Here is a 23,681-nt window from a genome sequence, read left to right as displayed (position 1 = left end):
CGTTCATCCGCGCGACGCAGCGAGGCCGCATTTCGGGACTACGCTGTACGGCGTGAAGGCCTACGACTCGCTGTCCGTATCCACCGTTCTCCCCGCAGAGCTCGCTTCTCTGCGTACCCTCGCCAAGAACCTGCGATGGTCCTGGCACCCAAGCGCCGAGCGCCTGTTCGCAGGCATCGACGAGCAGCTCTGGCGTTCCTGCGGCCGTAACCCGGTCGTGATGCTCCGCTCACTTTCGGCAACGCGAGTCGCGGAGCTCGCAGCCGACGACGACTTCCTCGCTCGTCTTGCCGAGGAGACCCAGGACCTCTCGGCGTACCTCGAGAGCGAGCGTTGGTTCCGCAAGCACACGAGAGACACGGAAGACGCGGCCACGAGCGTCGCCTACTTCTCGATGGAGTTCGGCATCACCGAGTCCCTGCCGGTCTACTCAGGCGGCCTCGGTGTCCTTGCCGGCGACCATCTCAAGAGCGCTAGCGACCTCGGGGCACCGATCATCGGCATCGGGCTCCTGTACACCTACGGCTACTTCTCGCAGACGCTCTCCCGTGAGGGATGGCAGCAGGAGGCCTACACAGAACACCCGCCGACCGACCTCGCCGTCGACCCGGTTCTCGACGCCGATGGTGTGCAGCTCCACGTCTCGCTCGGCTTCCCCGATGGGCGCGCCCTGGACATCGCCGTGTGGGAAGCGCAGGTCGGCAGCATCCCGCTGCTGCTGCTCGACACGAACCTGCCGACCAACCCGGAAGACTTCCGAGCGATCACCGACCGCCTCTATGGGGGCGACGCAGAGCACCGTATCCGGCAGGAGCTTGTGCTCGGCGTTGGAGGCGTGCGCGCGGTCCAGGCGTACACCAAGCTCCGTGGGCGGGCCCAACCGACGGTCTTCCACCTCAACGAGGGTCACGCCGGCTTCTCCGGCATCGAGCGCATCGGCCAGCTCATGGAGAGCGGTGAGAACTTCGAGACAGCTCTCGCGACCGTACGGTCGAGCACCGTCTTCACGACTCACACGCCCGTCCCTGCGGGTATCGACCGTTTCGACTCGCATGTCGTCCAGCGTTACCTGGGATCCTCCGGCGGCCACACCCTGGTCCCCGCCGTCCCGTCCCCGCGCATCATGGAACTCGGCGCCGAAGACGACCCGGGCCTCTTCAACATGGCGCACCTCGGCCTCAGGCTCGCTCAGTACGCCAACGGTGTCGCGAAGCTCCACGGGGTCGTGTCGCGGGGGATGTTCGCCAAGCTCTACCCGGGAGTGGAGGCTGAGGAGGTCCCGATCGGCTCCGTCACGAACGGTGTGCACATCCCGAGCTGGACGCGCCCGTCGATGATGCCGGTCATCGAGGCGATGAACGGTGGCAGGGACCTCGCCACCTCCAACACGTGGGATCACCCGGACGCGGTTGGTGCTGAGGAGCTGTGGCGCATCCGCGGCGAGCTCCGCGCGGAGCTCGTGAAGCGAGCGCGGGACTCCGTGCGGGCGTCCTGGAAGGCGCGTGGAGCACAGGATGCGGAACTCGGCTGGATCCGAGACGTGCTTGACCCCGAGCGGCTCACGATCGGCTTCGCGCGACGCGTCTCGACCTACAAGCGGCTCACGCTCATGCTGCAGGACCGCGAGCGGCTGGCGCGCATTCTGAACAACGCGGAGCGTCCCGTGCAGTTCGTGATCGCAGGCAAGGCGCACCCGGCCGACATGGGCGGCAAGCAGCTCCTGCAGCAGCTCGTGAACTTCGCTGACGAGGCCGGAGTGCGCGACCGCATCGTGTTCCTGCCCGACTACAACGTCACGATCGCCAAGCACCTCGTGGCGGGGAGCGACGTCTGGCTCAACAACCCCGTGCGCCCGCAGGAAGCATCGGGCACGTCTGGCATGAAGGCCGTCATGAACGGGTGCCTGACGTTCTCGATCTCTGACGGCTGGTGGGACGAGATGGCCGATGACTCCGTCGGCTGGACGATCCCAGACATGCATGGAGTCGACGAGCGCACGCGTGACGCGCTCGAGGCCGGTGCGCTGTACGACATCCTGGAGCACGAGATCGCACCGCTCTTCTACGAGCGCGACGAGCGCGGCCTCCCGACCGAGTGGGTCGAGAAGGTACGCCGCTCGATCGCCGTCGTGGGGCCGAAGGTTGCGGCTGAACGCATGGTCCGCGACTACGTCAACGACCTGTATCTGCCCGCCGGTCGCTCGGCTCGAGTCGCGTCGGAGGTCGCGGCGACGCGTGCGTTCGCCGCGTGGCTCGGCGATGTGCGCGCGGCATGGCCCAGCGTGCGGGTCGAGTCGGTCGTCGCCGAGAATCCGGAGCCGAAGACAGGGGAGGGGCTCCGCCTCTCCGCACGTCTCGCGCTCGGCCAGTTGACGTCCGACGACGTGCTGGTCGAGGCCGTTGTGGGGGCGCCGGACGAAGACGGCGAGCTGCTTGGTGCCCGCATCGCCGAGATGCGGCCGGTCGCTGACGGGTCGTCCGACTTCGTCGTCGAGGTGCCCATCGACGCGCCAGGGCGCCTCGGCTTCACGGTTCGGGTGCAGCCTCAGCACGCGTTCCTGCAGGCACCGGCCGAGCTCGGACTGGTTCGCCTCCCTTCCTGAGGGCCCACTGAAGGACGGCGGCGTCGAAACTAATGACAGGCTTGTCATTCGACGCCGCCGTCGGGCATAATTCAAGAGACGACAGAAATGTCGACGTCTGGTAAACGATGCAGTTCGCATCCATTCATCACGTGATCGTTGGGGAAGACGAATCACCAAACGAATGGAGGAGAACTCATGGTTGCACCGAACGCAGGAGGGGTGCTCTACGTGCACTCCTCTCCTAAGGCGCTTTGCCAGCACGTCGAGTGGGGTGTCGGTCGCGCCCTCGGGTACGCCGTCAACCTTCCTTGGATTGACCAGCCGGTCATTCCTGGGCAGTTGCGCGCTGAATTCACCTGGGAAGGCGAGCCTGGTGCGGGGGCGGCCATTGCGTCGCATCTGCGAGGCTGGGCTCACCTTCGCTTCGAAGTCACCGAGGACGCGCGTCCTGGCGTCGATGGCGGTCGTTGGATGCACACGCCTGAGCTTGGTATCTACTACGCCCAGACGGATGCCTCTGGCGGCGTCGCGGTTCCGGAAGAACGCGTTCGGTACGCGATGGAGATCGCGGGCGGTAACGCCTCTGAGCTCCACCGCGAACTGCGCCTCGCGCTTGGGCAGGCATGGGACGACGAGCTGGAGCCTTTCCGCATCGCCGGCGACGAAAGTCCCGTCGTGTGGATGCACCACCGAGTCGGCTAGGTCCGCCACGCTGAAGGCCAGCCGAAAGGCTTGCTGGTAGCGGTTCTGATACTCCAAAGACTGTGGCCCCTCAGGTTCTCACCTGAGGGGCCACAGTTCTGTCTGGGCCCTGGAGAGGCCGAACGGCGAGGTCTCTAGACGCCGCGGAACGCGACGACGGCGTTGTGCCCGCCGAAGCCGAACGAGGTCGAGATTGCGACCTTGCCGGAGGCCTCGAAGAGCCGGGGCTTGGTGACGACGTCGAGGTGGATCGCCGGGTCCTGCTCGTTGAGGTTGATCGTCGGAGGCAGTGTGCCTTCGGAGAGCGCCAGCACCGTGAACATCGCTTCGATGGCACCGGCACCGCCAAGCAGGTGGCCCGTGGAGGCCTTCGTCGCGGAGACGGGGATCGATGCGAGGTGGTCGCCGAACACGGACTTGAGGGCCGTGAACTCCGCGATGTCTCCGACGGGCGTCGACGTGGCGTGCGCGTTGATGTGTGTAACATCCTCGACGGCAACGCCAGCCTGGCCAAGCGCTGCCCTGATGGCGCGCGCTGCTCCGGTGCCTTCGGGATCCGGTGCCGTGATGTGGTGCGCATCCGCCGTGACGCCGCCGCCGATGAGTTCGGCGTAGATGCGGGCGCCGCGCGCGAGCGCGTGCTCTTCGGTCTCGAGCACAAGCGCCGCTGCGCCTTCACCGAGCACGAACCCGTCTCGGCTCACGTCGTAGGGGCGGGAGGCGTGCGAGGGGTCGTCGTTGCGCTTCGAGAGCGCCTGCATGGCTGCGAAGGAAGCGACGGGGAGGGGGTGGATAGCCGCTTCGGAGCCGCCGGCGACCACGACATCCGCGAGGCCCTGCTGCAGGTGCTCGTAGGCGTCCGTGATGGCCTCGGTGCTCGACGCGCACGCGGAGACGACGGTGCGGACTCCGGCGCGAGCCTGGATGTCCATCCCGATCGCGGCTCCGGGTCCGTTTGGCATGAGCATGGGAACCGTGAGCGGCATGACGCGGCGCGGTCCCTTCTCGCGAAGGGTGTCCCAGGCGTCAAGCAGCGTCCACACGCCGCCGATGCCCGTTGCCCAGTCGACGAGGAGACGCTCGGCGGGGATATCGCCAACCGCGAGGCCGGCGTCGGCAAATGCCTCACGACCCGCGATGAGCGCGAACTGGCTTGAGGGGTCAAGGCGCTTCGCCTCGTGGCGAGGGAGCACCTCGCTTGCTGGAACCTTGGCGGTCGCGGCGAATTCGATGGGGATCTGGTACTTCGCGACCCATTCGGCCTCGAGCGTCCGAGCTCCTGACTCACCTGCGAGGAGCGCTTCCCACGTGCTGCGGGCGTCTCCGCCGAGCGGGGAGGTCGCTCCGATTCCGGTGACGACAATTTTCTTGGTCATGACAACTGCTCCTGAATGAACTGGGGCGAAGGTGAAACAGTCACTAAGAGTGGGCGGCGCAAGCCGCCCACTCTTAATGGAGGAGCGTACTTAGGACGCTGCGACGATGAAGTTGACGGCGTCGCCCACGGTCTTGAGGTTTGCGACCTCGTCGTCCGGGATCTTGACGTCGAACTTCTCTTCGGCGTTGACGACGATCGTCATCATGGAGATCGAATCGATGTCGAGGTCGTCGGTGAAGGACTTCTCAACCGTGACCGTGTCAGCCGCGATTCCGGTCTCGTCGTTTACGAGTTCAGCGAGTCCCGCGAGAACTTCGTCGTTGGTAAGTGCCATGGTGTTTCTCCTTGATTGTCAATGACCGAGCCAAGTGTATTGGTCGGCGGGTGTGCGTGGTGGAGGCGTGCGGGGACTTCTTTTGCCCGTTATGGGAGTACGACGACCTGGGCGCCGTAGACGAGGCCCGCGCCGAAGCCGATCTGCAGGGCGAGCCCACCCGAGAGTTCGGGGTTCTCCTCGAGCAGACGGTGCGTCGCCAGCGGCACGGATGCGGCCGACGTGTTGCCGGTCGTCGCGATGTCGCGGGCGATGACAACGTGGTCCGGCAGTGCCAGCTGCTTCGCGAACTCGTCGACGATGCGCATGTTCGCCTGGTGTGGGATGAAGGCGGAGAGCTGGTCGGCGGTGATGCCGGCCTCCTCCAGCGCGCGACGCGCGACCTTGGCCATGTCCCAGACGGCCCAGCGGAACACGCTCGGGCCATCCTGGCGCAGCGTCGGCCACTCGGAGCCACCCTGGCGGTACTCCTGCAGGCTGGCGTTCATCGAGACGGCTTCCCAACGCGATCCGTCGGAGCCGAGGATCGACTTGGAGATGCCGGGAGTCTCGCTCGGCCCGATGATCGCGGCCCCGGCGCCGTCCCCGAGGAGGAACGAGATCGTGCGGTCGGTCGGGTCGATGAGGTCGGAGAGCTTCTCCGTACCGACGACAAGAACGTGCTCGGCGACGCCGGTGCGCACGAGTGCATCCGCCTGGGCCACCGCGTAGCAGTAGCCGGCGCATGCGGCGTTGAGGTCGTACGCCGCGGCGGGAGTCGTCCCGACGAGGTCAGCAAGGCGAGCAGCGAGCGACGGCGTCTGCATCCCGTTGCTGATCGTCGCGACGATGACGGCTCCGATGCGGCTCGGGTCGATGCCAGAGCGCTCGATGGCCTCGCGGGAGGCGTCTACCGCGAGGTCGAGTGCGCTCGTGTCCTCGTTCGCGCGGACCCGCGTGATGACGCCGGTGCGTTGGCGGATCCACTCATCCGACGAGTTGATCGGTTCGATGATCTCCGAGTTCGGTACGACGCGCTCGCCGCGGGCTGCGCCCATTGCGAGGATGCGCGTGAACTGCGCGCCCGTCGACTGCACGAGGGTTGGTGTTGCTGTGGTCATGCGAGTCCTCTCGAGGATGCCCAGGCTGTTCAGGGCGGTGCAGGGCAGTTCTGGGTCAGGCGTCGGCGCTGATGCGCTCGCGCGCTGCGTCGAGGTCGGCTGGGGTGGAGAGCGCAAGCGTCGGAGTGCCCCTGAGCGCGCGCTTCGCGAGGCCGCTCAGGGTTCCTGCTGGCGCGAGTTCGATGAGCGAGGAGACCCCCGCTTCCGCGAAGGAGCGCATGCAGGCATCCCACCGGACCGGTTGCGCGAGCTGGCGGATAAGGGAGGCCCGGAACTCGACGCCGTCCGTTACGGTCTCGCCGGTCTCGTTCGACCAGATCGTGCGTACGGGGTCGCGGACCTCGAACAGCTCGGCGTCAGCGCCGAGTGCGGTGCGAGCCTGCTCCATGTAGCGCGTGTGGAACGCGCCGGCGACCTTGAGCGGGATCACTCGGGTGCCGGCGGCCGGCTCGCTGCGGAGAGCGTCGAGTGCATCCGGGGCTCCTGCGGCGACGATCTGTCCGCCGCCGTTGAAGTTTGCTGGAGTGAGGTCGAGCTCGGCGAGTCGCGCGAGGACAACCTGCTCGTCACCGCCGAGGACGGCGCTCATGCTGGTTGGTGTCGCAGCTGCGTCCTGGGCCATGAGCTGGGAGCGGCGGGCGACGAAGCGCATCGCGGTGTCTGCGTCGAAGATGCCGGCTGCGTATGCTGCCGTGATCTCGCCGACGGAGTGACCAGCAACCCCGCGCACAGCGGAAGCTGCGCCAGGGAGGTCCATGAGTGAGTTCCACGCGAGGATTCCGGCAGCCACGATGAGCGGTTGGGCGATAGCGGTGTCGCGGATGGTGTCGGCGTCCGACTCCGTGCCGTGCTTGACGAGGTCGATGCCGGAGGACGTGGACAGCTGGTCGAGCGTGTCCCGGTTCCTCGTGTCCTCGATCCACGGAAGCAGGAATCCTGGAGTCTGTGAACCCTGGCCTGGGCAGGTGACGACAATCATGAATTCCATCATGACAGCACCTGAGCCCTCAGCCCTGTAGCAACAGCCCCAAGAACTCGAAAGATCATTAGAGGTTTCCTAGTGCGTGGGGCGGCGGCCGCGTCGGGCCACGTTCGTCGCGGGAGCGGTTCCCGAGTGTCGACGCGTGTCTGGCTGCTTGGGTTCGGCGATGTTGCCGAGGATGAGCGCGCACTGCAGGATGAGCGCCTCGCGCGGACCAGTGGCGTCCCACCCGATGACTTCGCTGACTCGCTTGAGGCGGTAGCGCACGGTGTTGGGATGCACGAAGAGTTCACGAGCGGTTGCTTCGAGGGAGCGTCCGTTGTCGAGGTAGCACCACAGAGTGGTGAGGAGGTCGCTCTGGTGGTCGGCGAGCGGCCGGAAGACGCGTGCGACGAGCGTCTGCCGTGCGAGTGGGTCGCCAGCGAGTGCTCGCTCTGGCAGGAGCTCGTCAGCGAGCATGGGGCGCTGTGCCTTGCGCCAGGCTCCGGCTACGGCGAATCCGGCGAGTGCAGCGCGGGCGCTCCGCGATGCCTCGACGACGCTCGGCACGGGTGGGCCGAGCACGAGACGGCCGTCGCCGAAGCTCGGCTCGAGCCGTTCAGCGATCTCCATGAACGGCACCTGTTCGGCCTCGTCGCCCTCCCCGTTAGGGTGGGCTCGCCCGATGACAAGCACGAGGCGACCGCCCTGGACCCCGACGAGGAGGTCGACCTTGTTGTGACGGGCAGTGCGGCGGATCTGGTCGACCTCGAGGATCCTCGGGGTCGTTCCCACGAGCACGCTCACCTCGCCGTGCCCGTGCCAGCCGAGGGCGGCGATGCGGCTCGGGAGCTCATCGTCGTGCTCGCCCGTGAGGATCGAGTCGACAACAAGTGCCTCGAGGCGCGCATCCCATAGCCCTCTTGCCTCCGCAGCGCGGGCGTAGACGTCCGCCGCCGCGAAGGCGATGTCGCGTGAGTACTTCAGCACCGCTTCGCGCACGTCGCCATCCGTCGACTTGGTGCGCTCCTCGACGACCTCCACGACAACTCGGATGAGCTGCAGTGTCTGCTGCAGGCTCACCGAGCGCAGGAGCTCACGTGGCGCCGAATCGAAGACGTCCGCCGCCACCCACGGGGTGGCGGTGGGGTCTTCGAACCAGGCGATGAAAGAGGAGATACCCGACTGGGCGACGAGGCCAACGGCGCTTCGTCGCCCAGGGGGCATGTCCCCGAACCAGGGAAGGGTCTCTTCCAATCGCTTCACTGTTGCGGTCGAGAGCTCTCCCGAGATCGACCGTAGCCAGTTGAGTGTCTGGTCCTTAGTGCGTGGAGCGGGCATGATTCCGAACTGTGAGTAGGCGAGCAGGGGAGGGCGCTTTTAAGCGTCTCCGCCCGCGCTGCCGCTCGTGCCGGCCTTCGGGTTGTGCAGGTCGTACTTGTCGATAGCCTCCTGCACGACCGAGCGGTCGAGCTTGCCCTGCGTCGCGAGGCGCTCGAGAGCGCGGACGACAACGGAGTGGCTGTCGATCAGGTAGTAGCGACGAGCTGCCGGACGCGTGTCGGAGATTCCGAAGTCGTCGGCACCGAGCGTCGTGAAGTCGTTCTTCACGAACGGACGGATCTGGTCCTGCACGGCGTGCGAGAAGTCGCTCACCGCGATGACAGGGCCCTCGGATGCCTGGAGCTTGTCCGTGACGAACGGAACCTTCGGCTCCTCGTTCGGGTGCGTCCAATTGTACTCCTCGGCACGGAGGCCGTCTCGACGGAGTTCGTTCCAGGACGTGACCGACCAAACCTCGGCTGCGACTCCCCAGTCCTTCTCGAGGATCTCCTGAGCCTCGAGAACCCACGGCACGCCAACACCCGACGCGAGCAGCTGCACGCGCGGGCCGGAAGCTTCGGTTCCCTTGAGGTAGTAGATGCCCTTGAGGATGCCCTCGACGTCGACGTTCTCCGGCTCGGCTGGCTGCACCATCGGCTCGTTGTACACCGTGAGGTAGTACATGACGTTCGGGTCCTGCTTCGGGTTCTCCGACTGGGAGTCCGGGCCGAACATCCGCTCGATTCCGGCCTGCATGATGTGTGCCAGCTCGTACGAGTACGCGGGGTCGTAGGTGACGACTGCCGGGTTGGTCGCGGCGATGATCGGCGAGTGGCCGTCCATGTGCTGCAGTCCTTCGCCGGCGAGCGTCGTGCGCCCTGCGGTGGCTCCGATGAGGAAGCCACGCGAGAGCTGGTCGGCCGCCGCCCACATGGCGTCTGCCGTGCGCTGGAAGCCGAACATCGAGTAGTACATGTAGATCGGGATCATGGCTTCGCCGTGCGTCGAGTACGACGTGGCTGCTGCCGTGAACGCGCCCATGGCGCCGGCCTCGTTGATGCCGACGTGGTTGATCTGACCCTGCTCGCTCTCGCGGTAGGCGAGGAGCAACTCACGGTCGACCGACATGTAGTGCTGGCCGTTGGGGTTGTAGATCTTCGCGGTCGGGAAGAACGCGTCGACGCCGAACGTGCGGGCCTCGTCCGGGATGATCGGGACGATGCGTGCGCCGAAGTCCTTCGAGCGCATGAGGTCCTTGAGGAGGCGGACAAACGCCATCGTCGAAGCGATCTCCTGCGTTCCGGAGCCCTTCTTGATGGACGAGTACGTCTTGTCTTCAGGAACCGCGATCTGCGTGAACTTCGAGCGACGCTCCGGTACGAAGCCGCCGAGCTCGCGGCGTCGCTCCTGCATGTACTGGATCGCCTCGTTGTCGGGGCCCGGGTTGTAGTACGGCGGCTGGTAGACGTCAGCCTCGAGCGCTGCATCCGAGATCGGGATGTGCAACTGGTCGCGGAACGCCTTCAAGTCGGGAAGCGTGAGCTTCTTCATCTGGTGCGTCGCGTTACGGCCCTCGAAGTGCGGTCCGAGGCCATAGCCCTTGATCGTGTGGGCGAGGATGACGGTCGGCTGGCCCTTGTGCTCGGTGGCCGCCTTGTACGCCGCGTACACCTTGCGGTAGTCGTGGCCGCCTCGCTTGAGGCCCCAGATCTCGTCGTCGCTGTAGTTTTCGACGAGCTTGAGCGCCTCGGGGTCACGCCCGAAGAAGTTCTCGCGGACGAATCCACCAGACTCGGTCTTGTACGTCTGGAAGTCGCCGTCTGGCGTCTCGTTCATGAGCGTGCGGAGCGCACCCTTGTTGTCGCGCTCGAGCAGCGAGTCCCACTCGCGACCCCAGACGACCTTGATGACGTGCCAGCCGGCGCCACGGAAGAAGCTCTCGAGCTCCTGGATGATCTTGCCGTTTCCGCGAACTGGGCCGTCAAGGCGCTGCAGGTTGCAGTTCACGACGAAGGTGAGGTTGTCGAGGTTCTGGTTGGCGGCGACCTGCAGCTGACCGCGCGACTCGACCTCATCCATCTCGCCGTCGCCCAGGTAAGCCCAGACGCGCGAACCGGAGGCGTCCTTGATGCCGCGGTTGGTGAGGTACTTGTTGAACTGTGCCTGCCAGATCGCGTTGAGCGGTCCGATACCCATCGAGACCGTCGGGAACTGCCAGAAGTCCTTCATGAGGCGCGGGTGCGGGTACGAGGGCATGCCGAACGGAGCAGCGGACTGCTCCTGGCGGAAGCCGTCGAGCTGCTCGGCGCTGATCTGGCCCTGGAGGAAGGCGCGCGAGTAGTTGCCGGGGGAGGCGTGGCCCTGGAAGAAGACCTGGTCGGGCCCCTCCGCGTGGTCGTAGCCCTTGAAGAAGTGGTTCAGACCCACTTCGTAGAGCGTCGCCTGCGAAGCGTATGAGGAGATGTGGCCGCCGACGGCGACACCTTCGCGCTGCGCGCGCTGCACCGTCATGGCCGCGTTCCAGCGGATCCACGAGCGGTAAGTGCGCTCCAGCGACTCGTCACCTGGGAACTCTGGCTCGTCCTCGGGCGCAATCGAGTTCACGTAATCGGTGATTGGAACCATGGGAACGCCGAGGTGGCGCTCCCGAGACCGCTCAAGAAGGCTGAGCATAATGTCTCGTCCGCGCTGGTGTCCCTGAGCGTCTACGACCGCATCGAGCGATTCGCGCCATTCGGCGGTCTCCTCGGGGTCGCTGTCAACGTAATGCTCTGAGTACGGATCCTGGTTGTTAACAGCCACCGTCGACCTCATTTCGTTCCGGGTTCGTCACGTCTATGGCGCACGCCAGTTTATGACGCGCAGTCCACCCGCTAGCCTATCTATGGTTTGTGCGATGCACACGCAGGTTGAGGGGAATCCTTGTCGAAGCGCGCACAACCGAACATCGTCACCGGAGAGGGCCTGATCGTGAGCGAATTCGCGCAGCCACTCGAATCGATTTCTCTTGTCGATCATCGAGGCGGGATGCGTCTTGTAGCGGGTGCGGCGGCGTCCGCACGGCTTGTCATGTTCGTTCCGATGGCGTTCACGCCAGTGTGCGCCGACGAGATCGGGACGCTCGTTCAGCTGGTTGCCGAGGCTCGGGAGGCGGCATCGGCTCCTCCCTCGTTTGTGCAGCCGGAAGTTCTGGTGGTGTCGACCGACACCTCCGCGACGCTGCGCGTCTGGCTGCATGAGCTCGGGGTCGCCTCGGTCGTCAGCGGATGCAGCGACTTCTGGCCGCACGGGCGCGCGGCTCGTGCGTACGACGCGTTCGACGAGTCCGCCGGGACAGCTACGCGCAAATCGTTCCTCGTGCGACCTGACGGGAGTTACTGTCTCGTCGCATCCGCTCGCCCCGGCGAGGCCCGTGGTCGATCGGAGCACGCGGCCGCGCTACACTTGCTGGCTGAGGGCCTGTAGCTCAGCTGGTAGAGCGCCACGTTTACACCGTGGATGTCGTCGGTTCGATCCCGGCCGGGCCCACCACTCTTCGCCTGTCTTGTGTTGGCCTCGCTGAAACGCCTCCGGCGGATCATCCAAGCGGCGCGTTGATACCCGCCGCCCAGTCTCGGATGGCCTGACGTTCGTTATCGCCGCAGATGTACCCGTAGCCGCTCTCCGTGACCCCGTCGCTGAGGGTCCACTCGTTGAAGTACGTGAGTGCGTAGCAGTCGGCCATCGCCTCTTCGCTTCCCTGGAACAGTCCCTGCGCCAGGAGGACCTCGTAGCCACCGTTGTCGTCCGGATACCGGACGTCGTCTGCCCGTTGGAACACGTGCGCGAGCTCGTGCACGGTGTTGATCTTGCTGTGCCACTCGGTGAGCTCGCCTGCCGGCAGGAGGTGCACGACCAGCGGGCTTCCGCCATTGACGCATCCAGTCGTCCGGTAGCCCTGGTCTGCGTTCGCATGGGTGTCGCAGGCCGTCGCGGCGTCAAACTGTACGTCGATGAAGCCATTCCCCGCCGCATCGACGAGGCCTTCGCTCAACGACCCACTCGCATTCCCGCGGCGGGCTTCCGCATCAGCGATGCTCTGCTCGAGGTCCGCGCGGAAGGTGCTCATCTGGGCGGCGATGCTCTCCGCGGAGCACACCGTGACGTTCGGCTCCGCCATCTTGGCATCCTGGTCCTCCATCCAGTCGAACAGCGCCACGAGGGGCTTGACGGGGTTTCCGTCGAGCGCGACCGACAGCTCGTCGATCCTCGTCCGTTCCTGTTCGTAGAGCTCGAGGTGCTCGGTGAGGTCCGCGGCGTCGTCACTCTCCGGGGTGGTCTCCACCGACGGGCTCGGTGCGGACTCCGAGTCACTCAGCCCAAGAACTCCGCCAAGACCGGCGAACGCGAAGAGCCCGATGAAGGCGACGACGACCAGATAGCCGCATCCGGCGAACCAGCCGCCCACTTTCCCCTTCTTCGGAACGGCGAAGGGCGCGTTCTGCGGATGGCGCCAGTGGGTACTCCCGCTGGGTGGCTCATAAGAGGCGTTGCGCGGATTGGGGTACTGCGCACCACTCGGACGCTGCGTCAGCTGGGGAGCCCGTGGTTGCGGTCGGCGGGTCGGCCGCACGCCGTTGATCCACCGGATCAGCTCCGGTGTTGCTCCTGGGTTCAGCGATGTTGGCGTGCAAGTCCGGGCGGCGCAGGGCGATGTCGGTCAGCACTTCGGGTGGTGTACCGACGGTCCTCGCCGCGATCCGATCCCGATCCGCGTCCGTCATGAATCCCCTCGTCGTGTGATTCCGGTTCTGAGCGCCGGACGGTCCTGAAATGCCGTGGAGCACACTCGGCCCGACCGCTGCGGCTTCTAACCTATGGGGGTGACGTCTCCGCTGCCCCTCCCTCGAGCGATCTTCTCCGGTGCCCTCAGTACCCCCGACGGAGGATACGTGCCCGCGAATGCCGAAGTCAGCGACGGTTGGGTGACGCTCTGGGCCTTGGCTCCGGTCGGGTGGAGGCTCGTGTTCCGCGCGCCGGCGCAGGACGTAATAGTGAGATCAAGCGCGCAGAACATCCGTCTCTCCGTTGGAGGCCAGAAGCACCTGCTCCTCGCTGACCCGAGTGCCGTGACCCGGGCACTGGGATACAGCACGGCAGGGGCTGTCGCAGGGATTCTGGATCGTCCGGGTGCGGGGGCTGCAGCAGATTTCGGGGCGCTCCGGAACCAAATCTCAGCCGCGAACTCCTAGAGCGCAGGAGGTGGCCCACTCTTTCTCGAAGCATCACGCCAGTCAGGAGCGCGCGTGTCACGCCTCGGCTACGGCGCGATTGCAGCCATCGGCTGCGGCGCCGGCATCGCCGTAGTTGTACTCGTGACGGTGGTCACTGTCGTCATCACCACGCTTTGATTGAGCGCCACCCGACAGCGGAGATGACCGTGCCGAACCGAGCACATCGCGCCGAGGAAGACTCTCTTGAGCACTTTCTCGCCGACTACACGGCCGACGAGGCAAGGTTCTCGCTGTCCAAGGGCGACACTCCACTCCTGCGAGCCATGTTGATTCCGGATCTGACGGCCCGCTACGGCATCGCCGAACGTCTCCTCGACGACGGCGCGGGTGCATCAGTCGCGCTGGCTCCGGACTCAACGCCCTGCACCTGCTGTTCTCGAACCGAGAGCACGATCTCAACCGAGCAGGGCTGCTCACAGCACATCTCATCGAGGGCGGCGCTAACGTGAACGCGTGCTCAAAGCGGCGGGGGCCACCTTTGCTGGTCATGATCGAATCGGGCATGGCTTCACTGGCGGGCGTCGGCACCGTGATCGAGGCGATCACCACATCAGCGAGCATCGATCTCGAGGTGCCTGTCAACCGCAGAGGGAGGCCGCGGAAGACATTGCGACAGGAAGTCGCGACGACTCCGTGGCACATTCCAGAGGTGAGGGCGCGTCTGGGGATCCCGCACCAGCTTTAGAGATCCTGACTAGACACAGGGCCGGACTCATGCACTGCGTTCGTCCCGGGTTATCAGCGCTTCGAGGTACCGCCGGGTCATCCGTGTCTGCACGAGCCGCGCGATCGGTCCGCCGAGGCGTGTGAACCAGCGCGCCGGGGCCGAGAAAGCGACGATGCTGAACACGACCTCGCCCGAGTCGGCGAGGCGAAGTTCGAAACGCTCCTCGCCGCGCTCCGGATGGCCGGGCAGCGTCCCGTAGGCAAACCCACACATGGTCGGGGTGCGTTCCGCCCAGACCACGAGGCAGGGGATCCGGAAGAGCAGCGGCCCGAGTCGGAGCCGCATGAGCACATGTGAACCTTCACGGAGCGGGACTTCCGACAGCTCGACGCTGGCGCCGGCCCGGGCCTGCGCGCGCCCCGCGAGCAATTCTGTGGCTGCTCGCTCGAACGTGTCTTGCCCGTGCCCGATGATCAGCGATTCGCGCACGTGGTGGTAGCCGCTCGGCAGCTGACCGGCGGTCGCTCCGACCTCGGAGTACGTGAGCTTCGACATCCGCCCACGGTAGACGCCCTCGCTGACGTGGCGGCTAGGAACTTCCGTAGGCGCGCATCGACGCTACCGGCCTTCCAAGGAGTGGGCCGCGCCTACAGTGACGCGGACGACGCGCCTACAGTGGCGCGTCGTCCGCGTCATCGCTGCGTGGGCGAGACCGCGTCGTCTGCCCGCTTTGGTGTCCGTGCCGGCCAGACGACGAGGAGGAACACCGCGATCGGGCCGGTCAAGAGGGTGAGCAGGAACCAGGTCCAGGCGGAGCGGCCGCGAGATCGCGCGTATCCAGCCGCGAGCAACGCGATGCTGAACCAGATGGCGGAGAGGGTCGACTGCTCAGGTGTCATCGTGCCAACACTACGTCACGGTCATCGTCGCGTGCCGTTGCCAGCGCGCGCATCATGTCGACGAGCTCGTGCGACACGACTTCGAGCTGACTTCGGCTGCCGATGATCGGCCGCGGGTAGGGCAGTCGCGGGTCGGGGTCAGCCCGGCCGTTCAGTGCAGGATGCGGCGTGCGACGGAGTGCAGCAGCTCAGCGTCGTTCACTGGCTCACCCGAACTGAAGAGCCGGAGACTGCACTCCATCGAGTTCAGCCCGCGTCCAAGCTGGACGGCCAGGGCGCACTCCTCATCGCCCGCACCGACCTTCACCGTGAAGGACCGGTTTCGCCCGCTCGTGAACCAGGATCCCTTGGAGACCGTGGCCCCGGCATCCCTGAACGCGTCCATGAACTCCGCGAGAGACAGCGCGTCGTAGCCCCCTCTGGTGGTCGTGAGGTCGTCGCCCTCGAAAGGCCGCGTCGACTCGGCTGACCAGTCGCGCTTGGCGTCGCACCAGCGATACCAGGCATCGCCGAGGTCCAGGCGTGCGAGGTCGACGGTGAGACGAGATGCGCCAGCGGCGGAGGTGGTCGGCATGAGCCTAGAACCTCTCCTGCTCGTCGACGGCTGCGGGAGACACGACGGCGGCAATCTGAGGGCTCCCGACCAGGTCTGAGCAGGCCGCGATCACATCGCTGGCATCCGCATCGGGATCGACGAACGGGAGTGCGACACGGGCAGGCTCAGGCTCCTCGTTCTTCACCTCAGCGACCCACGCGTCGAAGGGGTCCGGTTCGGGAACCGCCCAGCGCGGCGGCACCTCGACGCCGAACTCCGCCTCAACCCAGGCCCGGAAGGGCGCGAGGGCTACGACCGACTCCTCGTCTTCTTCCGCAGGCTCCTCCGGAAGCGCGTAGGTGTTGAGCTCCAAGTAGCCGATCGCGAGGAGGCGGAGGAAGTCGACCGCATCGTCGGCGAGGTAAAGACGCTCACCCTCAGAGCCGAGCACGACGAAGCGGATGGTGTCCGACGGGTCCAGCCAAAGTGCCGCGAAGCTGCCGGTTCCGTCGCTCTGTCCAAGCGGGAGCAAGCGATCGTGACCTGGCTCGCCCGGTTCGAACCAGCCTGTGAGCGACTCGGTGGGGGAGAAGACGGTGCCGAGCTCAGCCGTGCCCGCGTATGGCGTCAGGAAGTATCCATTGCGGTTCTCGAAACCCCAGCCCTGCGCCTCCATCCATAGCCAGGCGCGTTCGAGGGGATCGGGGATGGCCAGTCCGGCTGGGAGCTTCGGGGTCAGGAGCTGCGACAGGTGCGACATTTCCCCAGAATGCCCGGCGCAGTTGAGCGGGCCCAGGGAGAATCACCAACGAGCGAGTCCCGCCCCGCGCGCAGCGGGGGCGGGACTCTCGAGAACCCGGTTGCTCGGCCGGATTACGGGCGGAGGAGCACCTTGCCCACGCGACCGGCGGTCATGCTCGCCTCGACGGCGTCCGTGATCTGCTCGAACGGGAACACGCCGGCAACGGGAAGCGTCAGCTGGCCCGAGCCGATGTGCTGGAGCAGCTCCCCGAAAAGCCGCTGCTTGAGGCCGGCGTCGATGGACTGGCTGACCTTGCTGCCCCAGAACCCTCGAACGGTCGCCTGCTTGAAGATCACGTCGCCCGAGGAGAGCTCGAGCGTCGGCGAGGCCATCGCGCCGAAGACGACAAGCTCGCCATTCTCGGCAAGGAGCGACAGCACCTCGCCGGCGGACTTCCCGCCAACGGACTCGACGCCGACCTTGATCGGTGCGCCGCCCGTAAGCGCGGCGACCTCGTCGCGCCAGCCATCGACGCTCGTGGCAACAACACGCTCGATGCCCTGCGAACGGAGCTCCTCGACGCCCTCGGCACGGCGCACGAGGCCGATGACGTTCACGCCACGTGCGCCGGCAAGCTGCGCCACCATGCGGCCGACCGCACCGTTCGCGGCGTTCTGCACGAGCCAGTCACCGGCTTCGAGGTGGAGCGACTCGAGCAGGCTGATGGCGCTGAACGGCATGGCAACAAGCTGCGCCGCGGCCTCGTCCGACACGCTGTCCGGCACGGGGATGAGTCCCGCTGCTGGGGTCGTGACGTATTCAGCCCAGGCGCCGAACGAGCCGCCAGTGGCGACGCGCTGGCCGACTTCCAGGCCCTCGACGTCGGGGCCAAGTGCATCCACGACACCGACGGCCTCGGTTCCGGCGCGGGCTGGGAGCTCCGGCTTGAAACCGTAGGTGCCGCGTACGGTCCACAAGTCGTGGTTGTGGATGGGGGAGAGCAGGATACGCAGGCGCACCTGGCCTGCACCGGGTTGCGGCAGCTCGTGCTCTTCGACCGTCAGGACGTCCTGTGGTTCGCCGAAAGTGGTGTGGGTGATGGTGCGCATGTTCAGTCCTCCGAGACCGTGATCGTGACGTCGATGTTGCCGCGAGTGGCGTTCGAGTAGGGGCAGACCTTGTGTGCGGCGTCTGCGAGTGCCTGAGCTTCGTCGTACCCGAGGTTCGGGATGACGACCTCGAGGAGAACAGCGAGCTGGAAGCCGCCCTCGCCGTTCGGCCCGATCTGCACGCGCCCGCCGACGCTGGAGTCGCCGACGTCGACTTTCTGCGCCCGCGCCACGGCGTTGAGCGCCGAATGCAAGCAGGCTGCGTAGCCAGCTGCGAAGAGCTGCTCTGGATTCGCGCCCGAGCCGGACCCTCCCATCTCCTTCGGGATTGCCATCGTGAGGTCGAGAGTCCCGTCGCTCGTGACGACGCGACCGTCTCATCCCTGGCCGGTTGAGAGCGCTTCGGCGGTGTAGAGCACGTCCACAGCTAGTCCTTCTTTCCTTGTGTGTCCGCCTGTGCGGCGGTGGCCTGCATGGTCTCGGTCAGGTGCTGGAGAGTGCGCAGCAGTGCGGCACCCGATTCCTCACCCCCGAGGCCGGTTCCCGCCGCGATGCGGGACGGGATGTGGGAGAGCTCTGCGCGGAGCGCGACGGCCCGCTCAGTGAGGGTGACGTACACGACTCTCTCGTCGCCGGTGCGGCGTTCGCGGCCGATCAGACCCGCTTCCTCCATGCGCTTCAGGAGCGGCGAGAGCGTGCCGGAATCGAGCTGCAGGACGTCGCCAAGCGACCGCACCGACTGCTCGCCGTCATTCCAGAGGACAACGAGGACGAGGTACTGCGGGTATGTCAGCCCGAACGGTTCGAGCAGTTTGCGGTACGCCTGGGTCGTTGCTCGGCTCGCCGCGTAGAGCGAGAAGCAGATCATGTCGTCGGTCACTGGCATACCCAAAGACTTGCACACAATTCAGTTGTGCACAACAGAAGTCTCATGAGTCGTCTCCATCGAAGAGCCCACCGTCGAGCAGCCAGTTGTAGCGGAGCCGGAGCGCGCGCTCGCTGCTCGCAACCAAGCTCGCTACGAGCAGCGAGATATTGAGCCAGGAGGGCAGATGGATGGGTGACGCGAACGTTCCGACGCGCTCAGCCACCAGCTGGATGTTCGTCAGCTGCTCAATGATCTGCGGTACGCCCAGCACAAGCGCGACCACGAGGACGCTGACGGATGCAGCGCCGATGAGGCGGCTCACCCCCGGCCTGTCGCGTTGGAGGCGGGCTCGCCGCCCCTCGGCGGACGCCGGTTCCGGGACAAGCTGCCGCTCGCGCCCGTCCGCTGCGACGAAGTGGCATCGCTTGAGTCCTTAGCCGCTGTTGACGACCTCGAATCGCCCGCCAGGGACCTCGAAGATGGTCGGCAGTTTCGACTGCGACACGTGGCGCCCGTCTCGGTAGAGCCCTGCGACGATCTCGCCGTCAGAGTCACCCCAGAGCTGCACATCCACCGACCACAGGTGCTGGAGCCCGTCATTCTCGGGGAGCCGCAGATGGAAGAGGGCCCTCGAGAACGGCTGCCACCACCGGTAGCGTTTGAGTTCGTGGCCGTCGCTCGGACGCACCCGACTGGCGGCGCGCTTTCGCTTCCGGTCCGAGAACATCGCGGCCAAGCTAACAAGCCTCTCTGTGCGGGCGTCCAGACCGTGACGCGAACGTAGCCTTGTGGCGTACCGCGAGCGGCTACATTTGGGGAACCCCCATCACGTAGGAGCGCCCGTGACTCGCCCGTCGCCCAAGAAGCGTCACAGCGCAAGCAAGAGCCACGCCAAGCGCAAGCCAGCGGCCCCGACCGCGCGAACGTCTCGGGCGTCGTCGCGAAGTGGCGCAACTCCCGCACGGAAGCGCCAGCCCGCGGGCGCAGCTGCCGCGCGGACGGGAGGGCGGCTGGCGACGTCAAAACGACCGAGCCGAGCCGCGGCCAGCAGGCGCGCGCCCGTCTGGTGGATGCAGCCCAAACCGGTGACCTCCTCGGTGCGTTACCCGCGTCTCGCGGCGGCCGGCTTCCTGCTCGCGGTCACCGTCGTGACACTCGCCGCTACCCTCGGCGTCCTCTGCATCTTCGTGCCCGAGGTTGCGGCGCGAACAGTTCAGCAGGCGGTTGGGGTCGCCGAGCAGGCCGTTGCAGTCTGCCGCTGGGCGGTCGCGAGGCTGGCCCCCGCGGGCTAGCTCGGTGTGCAGCGGCCTCGAACCGGCACAAAATCTGCGCATTCGGGACGCCTCGTCGGTGTCTGACTACTCACGGATGCGCTCGGCACGAAGCAGAAGGCCCGGAGCGCGGGTTGCGCTCCAGACGAGCGCGGCGGCAGCCAGGAGCGCGGCGAGTAATCCGACGACGTGCAGTGAGAGGGACGTGAGCCCGTGCTCAGGCAGCAGGAACCCGTATGGCACCCACCCGTCCGTAGCGCCACGCACGAGAACTACCAGCATCCACAGCAGCGGGTAGGGCAGCACAAGCCAGAGCCGCCGCCACGGGAGACGGGGATGATCGCCGACCAGCAGCCAGTCCAGGACCACGTAGGCCGGGAACACGACGTGCAGGATGGCGCTCACCCACGGAGGGGCGGAGCCTGTCCCTGGCACAAGCGTGTTGTAGATGACGCCGACGATGATCATGCAGCTTGTGGCGACGCCGCGGAGAGCAGCGAGCCAAGGAGGAGCGTCGCGACCGAGGAGGGCGATCACCCCGGCGGCGATGAGGAGGATGCTCGTGATGAGGCTCGTCTGGTTCGTGAAGTAGCCGAAGAAGTCGAAGGGGTTTCCGTCGCCGACCTCGATGCGCCCGGCGTAGGTGAAGCCCAGCAGGGCGATGATGGCCAGCCCGACGCCGATGCGCAGAACCCCCACTGCTCCGCGCGCCGTCGCGGTCTCGTCTGGTCGTGTCGCTGTGCCCGTCATCTGCGTCAGCCTAGGACCGCGAGGCTGACACGCGCTCCTAGTGCTGCGTGTCGTTAGTTCCTAAACGGTTTGTGTTTGGGAGAATGTGGAATGGCGAATTCTCCTGCTGCGGCTCTGCTACTCCCTGACGTGGATCGTGTTGAGTTGGTGTCGTGGGCTCGGTCGACGAGTATTCGTGCGGGCCTGTCGATGCGAGCGCGGATCGTGCTGCTCGCCTCGGAAGGTGTCGCGAACTCGCGGATCGCGGCCGAGGTTGGGACTACGACGACCTCGGTGTGGAAGTGGCGGAAACGGTATGCCGAGGCCGGAATTGCGGGGCTCTCCGATGCGCCGCGCTCTGGCCGGCCGAAGCATCTCGATCATGCCGAGATCGTGGCAGCGACCTTGACGGCCCCGCCGAAGAAGTACGGCGTGACACATTGGTCCTCGCGCCTGCTCGCGCAGCGCCTGGGGGTTGGGAACGCGACGGTGGCCAGGGCGTGGCGGGAGTACGGGGTGCAGCCATGGAAGTCGGAGACGTTCAAGTTCTCGACCGACCCGGAGCTCGTCGGGAAGGTCACCGACGTTGTCGGCTTGTATCTCGCGCCGCCCGAGAACGCGATCGTGCTCTGCGTGGACGAGAAGTCCCAGATCCAGGCCCTTGACCGGACCGCACCCATGCTGCCGATGCGGATCGGGGACACCGAGAAGCGCACGCATGATTACAAGCGCCACGGCACGACCACACTGTTCGCTGCATTAGACGTCGCGACCGGACACGTCACCGGAGCGGTCAAACCCAAGCATCGCCGGCAAGAGTTCCTCTCGTTCCTCCGGCAACTCGACCGCGCCTACCCGGAACGGGACCTGCACCTCGTGATGGACAACTACGCCACCCACAAAACGCCAGAGGTCAAGACCTGGCTCGAGAAACGACCCCGCTTCCACGTTCATTTCACGCCGACGTCCGGGTCGTGGTTGAACTTGGTCGAGGTGTGGTTCGGGATCATCGACCGGCAAGCGATCCGTCGCGGGATTTTCACCTCGGTGAAAGACCTCAACGCGAAGATCCGGCAGTTCATCACTGGCTGGAACGACCGAAAGCACCCATTCGTCTGGACCAAGACCAGCGACGAGATCCTCGCGAAAGCGAACCGTCAACCAACTTCAGAAACGCGACACTAGGATCGGGACCGTGACCGACGATTCCCTCCTTCGCGACCGCAGTAATCCCCCTTCCGCCGAGTCAGGGCTCGCCGAGGCTATCGACGAGGTGCTCGAGGCGGCGACCGCGCTGCTCCTTGAACGCGGCGACGCCGCCATAGATGACGGCGAGCTCGACCCGGTGTTCCGCACGCACGTCGTGGGAATTCTCACAGAGGCCTGGACCAGGCTGGCGGGGCTGCGCGACTTCGGGCACCTCCAGGCCCGCGCCGCGATGGATCTCGGGCTCATGCAGGCCACGGCCGACGTGCTCCTCACGCAGGGTCTGCACCCGGCGCAGCCGATCGTGTCCGCGAACGTGCTGTTCGAGGCAGCGCTTCCCGCGTTCGCCGCGCGGCTTCCGGTCTCGACGGTGACCACCGCGCAGGTGCTCCACGCCAGCATCTTCGGCAGATTCGTGCCTGGCGCGCTCGCCTACGCGGAGACCCTTCGCACGCAGCTGTCGAGCGTGGAGCGCGTAGCTCAGTACCGACTCGCGCGTCAGCTGCGCGAGACGGTCCTCCCGGAACTGTCCGGCCCGGAATCCGCTCGGGCGTCCGCGCGCGTTCAGGCGATGAGCTGGGATCTGGAACAGGCGGCGCCCGCCGGCTTCCCGGATGCTCTGATCGCGTACGCCGCCCACTCGCAGCCGGTCCTGACTCCCGTCGAGGTCACGGAGATCGGGGACCGCGGCCACGTCTCGGCCGCGGCCGGTGATGAGCTGCACGCCATAGCGCTCGAGGCCGTCCGGAACGCGAGGCGCCACGCCGACGCGAACCGGATCAACGTCGTGCTTCTCTGGCGCACGTCGACGATTGTGCTCACGATCAGCGACGACGGAGCCGGCGCATCCGCGCCGCTCGAGGAGCTGTCGGCAAGCACCTTTGGGGTCGCGTCGATGCGGCAGCGGGCCGCGCTGGTGCACGCGCGCATCCGCTTCCAGACGGACGAGACAGGGACGACGGTCACGGTCACCTGCCCGACGCGCTCCGGGGAAACTACGGAGACGCACACGGTCGCCAGGGTCTGAGGCCCGGGCGTTCGTCGGCGCGGCGCGACGTGGCTGCTACGGCGTGGGCATACCGCCGTTCACGTTGAGCGTCTCGCCGAGCACATAGCTCGACTCAGGCGAGGCCAGGAAGACATAAGCGGGAGCGAGCTCCGCGGGCTGACCCATGCGCCCGAGCGGCGTGTCCTCGCCGAAGTGCTCGACCTTCTCCGGCGGCTGGCCGTCCGTCACCTGCAAGGGGGTCCAGATGGGGCCAGGGGCGACCGCGTTCACGCGGATGCCCTTCGGCGCCAGCTGCTGAGCAAGCGCCTTCGTGAACGCGTTGATCGTCGCCTTGGTAGACGCATAGTCGACGAGGATCGCCGCAGGGGAGTACGCCTGGATCGAGGTCGTGTTGATGATCGTCGATCCCGGCGGGAGGTGCGGGATGGCGGCCTTCGAGATCTCGAACATCGCGTACACGTTCACCTTGAACGTCTCATCGAACTGCTCGCTCGTGAGCGTCGTCAGATCCTCGTTGTAGATCTGCTTGCCCGCGTTGTTGACGAGGATGTCGAGGCCACCCAGCTTTGCGACCGCAGCATCCGCGAGCCCCTTGACGTACTTCTCATCCGTCAAGTCGCCGGGGAGCTGCACGACGTTCACGCCGGCATCCTGCGCGATCGCGGTCACGCGGTCCGCATCCTCCTGCTCTTCTGGCAGATAGGCGATGGCGACGTCGGCGCCCTCGCGGGCAAACGCGATGACCGTCGCCGCGCCGATGCCGGAGTCGCCACCGGTCACCAGCGCGCGGCGGCCCTGGAGGCGACCGGTGCCCTCGTAGGTGCTCTCGCCGAGGTCGGCGGTGTCACGCAGCTTGGAGTCGAGGCCCGGCTCTGTCTGGTCGTCGGAGTTAGGCTCGATCTCGCTGTAGAGCTTGGTCGGGTCGGTGAAGGTGTACTGATTTGCCATGGTGAGACTCCTTGGGGGTTGGGTCTTCGAGGTGGGGGGATGC

General features: G+C 66.4%; 24 protein-coding genes, 1 tRNA gene and 1 pseudogene. 8 read left to right on the top strand and 18 right to left on the bottom strand.

Annotated elements, in window-relative coordinates; translation table 11 throughout:
- Nucleotides 1–52 precede the first annotated feature (52 nt).
- Complete coding sequence (gene glgP, locus FHX72_RS04155; RefSeq protein WP_183623139.1) at nt 53–2,602, top strand: alpha-glucan family phosphorylase; 2,550 nt, start codon at nt 53–55, stop codon at nt 2,600–2,602.
- Nucleotides 2,603–2,779: 177 nt separating this feature from the next.
- A complete protein-coding gene (locus FHX72_RS04150; protein WP_068479120.1) occupies nt 2,780–3,286 on the top strand; it encodes a DUF3145 domain-containing protein in 507 nt (168 codons plus the stop codon).
- Nucleotides 3,287–3,420: 134 nt separating this feature from the next.
- Here FHX72_RS04150 and fabF read toward each other — a convergent pair whose 3' ends face one another.
- From fabF to aceE, 6 genes are all read right to left on the bottom strand, one after another.
- Complete coding sequence (fabF, locus tag FHX72_RS04145) at nt 3,421–4,662, bottom strand: beta-ketoacyl-ACP synthase II (RefSeq protein WP_068492507.1); 1,242 nt, start codon at nt 4,660–4,662, stop codon at nt 3,421–3,423.
- A 90-nt stretch (nt 4,663–4,752) separates the two neighbouring features.
- The gene (locus tag FHX72_RS04140; protein ID WP_068479114.1) at nt 4,753–4,998 is read right to left on the bottom strand and encodes an acyl carrier protein; all 246 of its coding nucleotides are present in this window, start codon (nt 4,996–4,998) and stop codon (nt 4,753–4,755) included.
- An 89-nt stretch (nt 4,999–5,087) separates the two neighbouring features.
- Nucleotides 5,088–6,098 carry a beta-ketoacyl-ACP synthase III gene (locus FHX72_RS04135; protein ID WP_183623137.1) on the bottom strand — a complete coding sequence of 337 codons (1,011 nt, stop codon included), beginning with the start codon at nt 6,096–6,098 and terminating at the stop codon, nt 5,088–5,090.
- 55 nt (nt 6,099–6,153) lie between these two features.
- Nucleotides 6,154–7,077, bottom strand: coding sequence for an ACP S-malonyltransferase (locus tag FHX72_RS04130; protein WP_183624000.1), 924 nt, complete (start codon nt 7,075–7,077; stop codon nt 6,154–6,156).
- Nucleotides 7,078–7,155: 78 nt separating this feature from the next.
- Nucleotides 7,156–8,400 (bottom strand): PucR family transcriptional regulator, encoded by a 1,245-nt coding sequence (locus FHX72_RS04125; RefSeq protein WP_082775211.1) that lies wholly within the window; start codon nt 8,398–8,400, stop codon nt 7,156–7,158.
- A 39-nt stretch (nt 8,401–8,439) separates the two neighbouring features.
- Nucleotides 8,440–11,184, bottom strand: coding sequence for a pyruvate dehydrogenase (acetyl-transferring), homodimeric type (gene aceE / locus FHX72_RS04120; protein ID WP_068492577.1), 2,745 nt, complete (start codon nt 11,182–11,184; stop codon nt 8,440–8,442).
- A 120-nt stretch (nt 11,185–11,304) separates the two neighbouring features.
- Between aceE and FHX72_RS04115 the strand changes: the two genes are divergently transcribed.
- Together FHX72_RS04115 and FHX72_RS04110 are read left to right on the top strand one after the other, a co-directional pair.
- Nucleotides 11,305–11,847 (top strand): redoxin domain-containing protein, encoded by a 543-nt coding sequence (locus tag FHX72_RS04115; RefSeq protein ID WP_183623135.1) that lies wholly within the window; start codon nt 11,305–11,307, stop codon nt 11,845–11,847.
- Nucleotides 11,838–11,913: transfer RNA gene (locus FHX72_RS04110), tRNA-Val, on the top strand. Before FHX72_RS04115 ends, FHX72_RS04110 begins: the two co-directional genes overlap by 10 nt.
- Before the next feature lie 46 nt (nt 11,914–11,959).
- On the opposite strand, the gene FHX72_RS04105 is transcribed toward FHX72_RS04110, so the two are convergent.
- Nucleotides 11,960–12,829 (bottom strand): hypothetical protein, encoded by an 870-nt coding sequence (locus FHX72_RS04105; protein ID WP_183623133.1) that lies wholly within the window; start codon nt 12,827–12,829, stop codon nt 11,960–11,962.
- A 972-nt stretch (nt 12,830–13,801) separates the two neighbouring features.
- On the opposite strand from FHX72_RS04105, the gene FHX72_RS04100 reads away from it, so the two are divergent.
- On the top strand, nt 13,802–14,104 hold the full coding sequence (locus FHX72_RS04100) for a hypothetical protein (protein ID WP_183623131.1): 303 nt from the start codon (nt 13,802–13,804) through the stop codon (nt 14,102–14,104).
- Between the two features lie 263 nt (nt 14,105–14,367).
- Here the strand turns inward: FHX72_RS04100 and FHX72_RS04095 are convergent, their stop codons facing one another.
- The 9 genes and pseudogenes from FHX72_RS04095 to FHX72_RS18780 all read right to left on the bottom strand — a co-directional run bounded on the left by FHX72_RS04095 (nt 14,368) and on the right by FHX72_RS18780 (nt 19,202).
- A complete protein-coding gene (locus tag FHX72_RS04095) occupies nt 14,368–14,877 on the bottom strand; it encodes a DUF1990 family protein (RefSeq protein WP_068479061.1) in 510 nt (169 codons plus the stop codon).
- A 137-nt stretch (nt 14,878–15,014) separates the two neighbouring features.
- On the bottom strand, nt 15,015–15,221 hold the full coding sequence (locus tag FHX72_RS04090; RefSeq protein ID WP_068479058.1) for a hypothetical protein: 207 nt from the start codon (nt 15,219–15,221) through the stop codon (nt 15,015–15,017).
- Between the two features lie 151 nt (nt 15,222–15,372).
- On the bottom strand, nt 15,373–15,795 hold the full coding sequence (locus tag FHX72_RS04085; protein ID WP_068479055.1) for a hypothetical protein: 423 nt from the start codon (nt 15,793–15,795) through the stop codon (nt 15,373–15,375).
- 4 nt (nt 15,796–15,799) lie between these two features.
- Nucleotides 15,800–16,516, bottom strand: coding sequence for a hypothetical protein (locus FHX72_RS04080; protein WP_183623129.1), 717 nt, complete (start codon nt 16,514–16,516; stop codon nt 15,800–15,802).
- Between the two features lie 113 nt (nt 16,517–16,629).
- Nucleotides 16,630–17,607: a zinc-binding dehydrogenase gene (locus FHX72_RS04075; RefSeq protein ID WP_068479052.1), complete on the bottom strand. Its 978-nt coding sequence runs from the start codon at nt 17,605–17,607 to the stop codon at nt 16,630–16,632.
- 2 nt (nt 17,608–17,609) lie between these two features.
- Nucleotides 17,610–18,032 (bottom strand): annotated as a pseudogene (locus FHX72_RS04070) (organic hydroperoxide resistance protein).
- Between the two features lie 2 nt (nt 18,033–18,034).
- Entirely contained in the window at nt 18,035–18,493 is a 459-nt protein-coding gene (locus FHX72_RS04065; RefSeq protein WP_183623127.1) for a MarR family winged helix-turn-helix transcriptional regulator, read from the bottom strand.
- Between the two features lie 43 nt (nt 18,494–18,536).
- On the bottom strand, nt 18,537–18,797 hold the full coding sequence (locus FHX72_RS18785) for a hypothetical protein (RefSeq protein ID WP_235812675.1): 261 nt from the start codon (nt 18,795–18,797) through the stop codon (nt 18,537–18,539).
- 111 nt (nt 18,798–18,908) lie between these two features.
- Nucleotides 18,909–19,202 carry a hypothetical protein gene (locus FHX72_RS18780; RefSeq protein WP_244963971.1) on the bottom strand — a complete coding sequence of 98 codons (294 nt, stop codon included), beginning with the start codon at nt 19,200–19,202 and terminating at the stop codon, nt 18,909–18,911.
- 358 nt (nt 19,203–19,560) lie between these two features.
- Here FHX72_RS18780 and FHX72_RS04055 point away from each other — a divergent pair, with 358 nt between their 5' ends.
- Nucleotides 19,561–19,767: a hypothetical protein gene (locus FHX72_RS04055; protein WP_068492521.1), complete on the top strand. Its 207-nt coding sequence runs from the start codon at nt 19,561–19,563 to the stop codon at nt 19,765–19,767.
- A 66-nt stretch (nt 19,768–19,833) separates the two neighbouring features.
- Here FHX72_RS04055 and FHX72_RS04050 read toward each other — a convergent pair whose 3' ends face one another.
- On the bottom strand, nt 19,834–20,496 hold the full coding sequence (locus FHX72_RS04050) for a Pr6Pr family membrane protein (protein ID WP_068479046.1): 663 nt from the start codon (nt 20,494–20,496) through the stop codon (nt 19,834–19,836).
- Between the two features lie 90 nt (nt 20,497–20,586).
- Between FHX72_RS04050 and FHX72_RS04045 the strand changes: the two genes are divergently transcribed.
- Nucleotides 20,587–21,660 (top strand): IS630 family transposase, encoded by a 1,074-nt coding sequence (locus FHX72_RS04045; RefSeq protein WP_183623125.1) that lies wholly within the window; start codon nt 20,587–20,589, stop codon nt 21,658–21,660.
- 10 nt (nt 21,661–21,670) lie between these two features.
- Nucleotides 21,671–22,708, top strand: a complete 1,038-nt coding sequence (locus FHX72_RS04040) for a sensor histidine kinase (protein ID WP_183623123.1) — start codon at nt 21,671–21,673, stop codon at nt 22,706–22,708.
- A gap of 36 nt (nt 22,709–22,744) precedes the next feature.
- On the opposite strand, the gene FHX72_RS04035 is transcribed toward FHX72_RS04040, so the two are convergent.
- Nucleotides 22,745–23,638, bottom strand: coding sequence for an SDR family oxidoreductase (locus tag FHX72_RS04035; RefSeq protein WP_183623121.1), 894 nt, complete (start codon nt 23,636–23,638; stop codon nt 22,745–22,747).
- Nucleotides 23,639–23,681 lie beyond the last annotated feature (43 nt).

This window comes from Pseudoclavibacter helvolus (assembly GCF_014191305.1).
In the GTDB taxonomy this organism is placed as follows: Bacteria; Actinomycetota; Actinomycetes; order Actinomycetales; family Microbacteriaceae; genus Pseudoclavibacter; species Pseudoclavibacter helvolus.
Note: the sequence above shows the minus strand (reverse complement) of the source record. Positions and strands in the feature narration are given on the sequence as shown.

Coding starts and splice junctions, on each gene's coding strand:
- FHX72_RS04150 (WP_068479120.1), top strand. CDS start 2,780: ATGGTTGCACCGAACGCAGGAGGGGTGCTCTACGTGCACTCCTCTCCT.
- fabF (WP_068492507.1), bottom strand. CDS start 4,662: ATGACCAAGAAAATTGTCGTCACCGGAATCGGAGCGACCTCCCCGCTC.
- FHX72_RS04140 (WP_068479114.1), bottom strand. CDS start 4,998: ATGGCACTTACCAACGACGAAGTTCTCGCGGGACTCGCTGAACTCGTA.
- FHX72_RS04135 (WP_183623137.1), bottom strand. CDS start 6,098: ATGACCACAGCAACACCAACCCTCGTGCAGTCGACGGGCGCGCAGTTC.
- FHX72_RS04130 (WP_183624000.1), bottom strand. CDS start 7,077: ATGATTGTCGTCACCTGCCCAGGCCAGGGTTCACAGACTCCAGGATTC.
- FHX72_RS04125 (WP_082775211.1), bottom strand. CDS start 8,400: ATGCCCGCTCCACGCACTAAGGACCAGACACTCAACTGGCTACGGTCG.
- FHX72_RS04095 (WP_068479061.1), bottom strand. CDS start 14,877: ATGTCGAAGCTCACGTACTCCGAGGTCGGAGCGACCGCCGGTCAGCTG.
- FHX72_RS04090 (WP_068479058.1), bottom strand. CDS start 15,221: ATGACACCTGAGCAGTCGACCCTCTCCGCCATCTGGTTCAGCATCGCG.
- FHX72_RS04085 (WP_068479055.1), bottom strand. CDS start 15,795: ATGCCGACCACCTCCGCCGCTGGCGCATCTCGTCTCACCGTCGACCTC.
- FHX72_RS04080 (WP_183623129.1), bottom strand. CDS start 16,516: ATGTCGCACCTGTCGCAGCTCCTGACCCCGAAGCTCCCAGCCGGACTG.
- FHX72_RS04075 (WP_068479052.1), bottom strand. CDS start 17,607: ATGCGCACCATCACCCACACCACTTTCGGCGAACCACAGGACGTCCTG.
- FHX72_RS04065 (WP_183623127.1), bottom strand. CDS start 18,493: ATGCCAGTGACCGACGACATGATCTGCTTCTCGCTCTACGCGGCGAGC.
- FHX72_RS18780 (WP_244963971.1), bottom strand. CDS start 19,202: ATGTTCTCGGACCGGAAGCGAAAGCGCGCCGCCAGTCGGGTGCGTCCG.
- FHX72_RS04050 (WP_068479046.1), bottom strand. CDS start 20,496: ATGACGGGCACAGCGACACGACCAGACGAGACCGCGACGGCGCGCGGA.
- FHX72_RS04045 (WP_183623125.1), top strand. CDS start 20,587: ATGGCGAATTCTCCTGCTGCGGCTCTGCTACTCCCTGACGTGGATCGT.
- FHX72_RS04035 (WP_183623121.1), bottom strand. CDS start 23,638: ATGGCAAATCAGTACACCTTCACCGACCCGACCAAGCTCTACAGCGAG.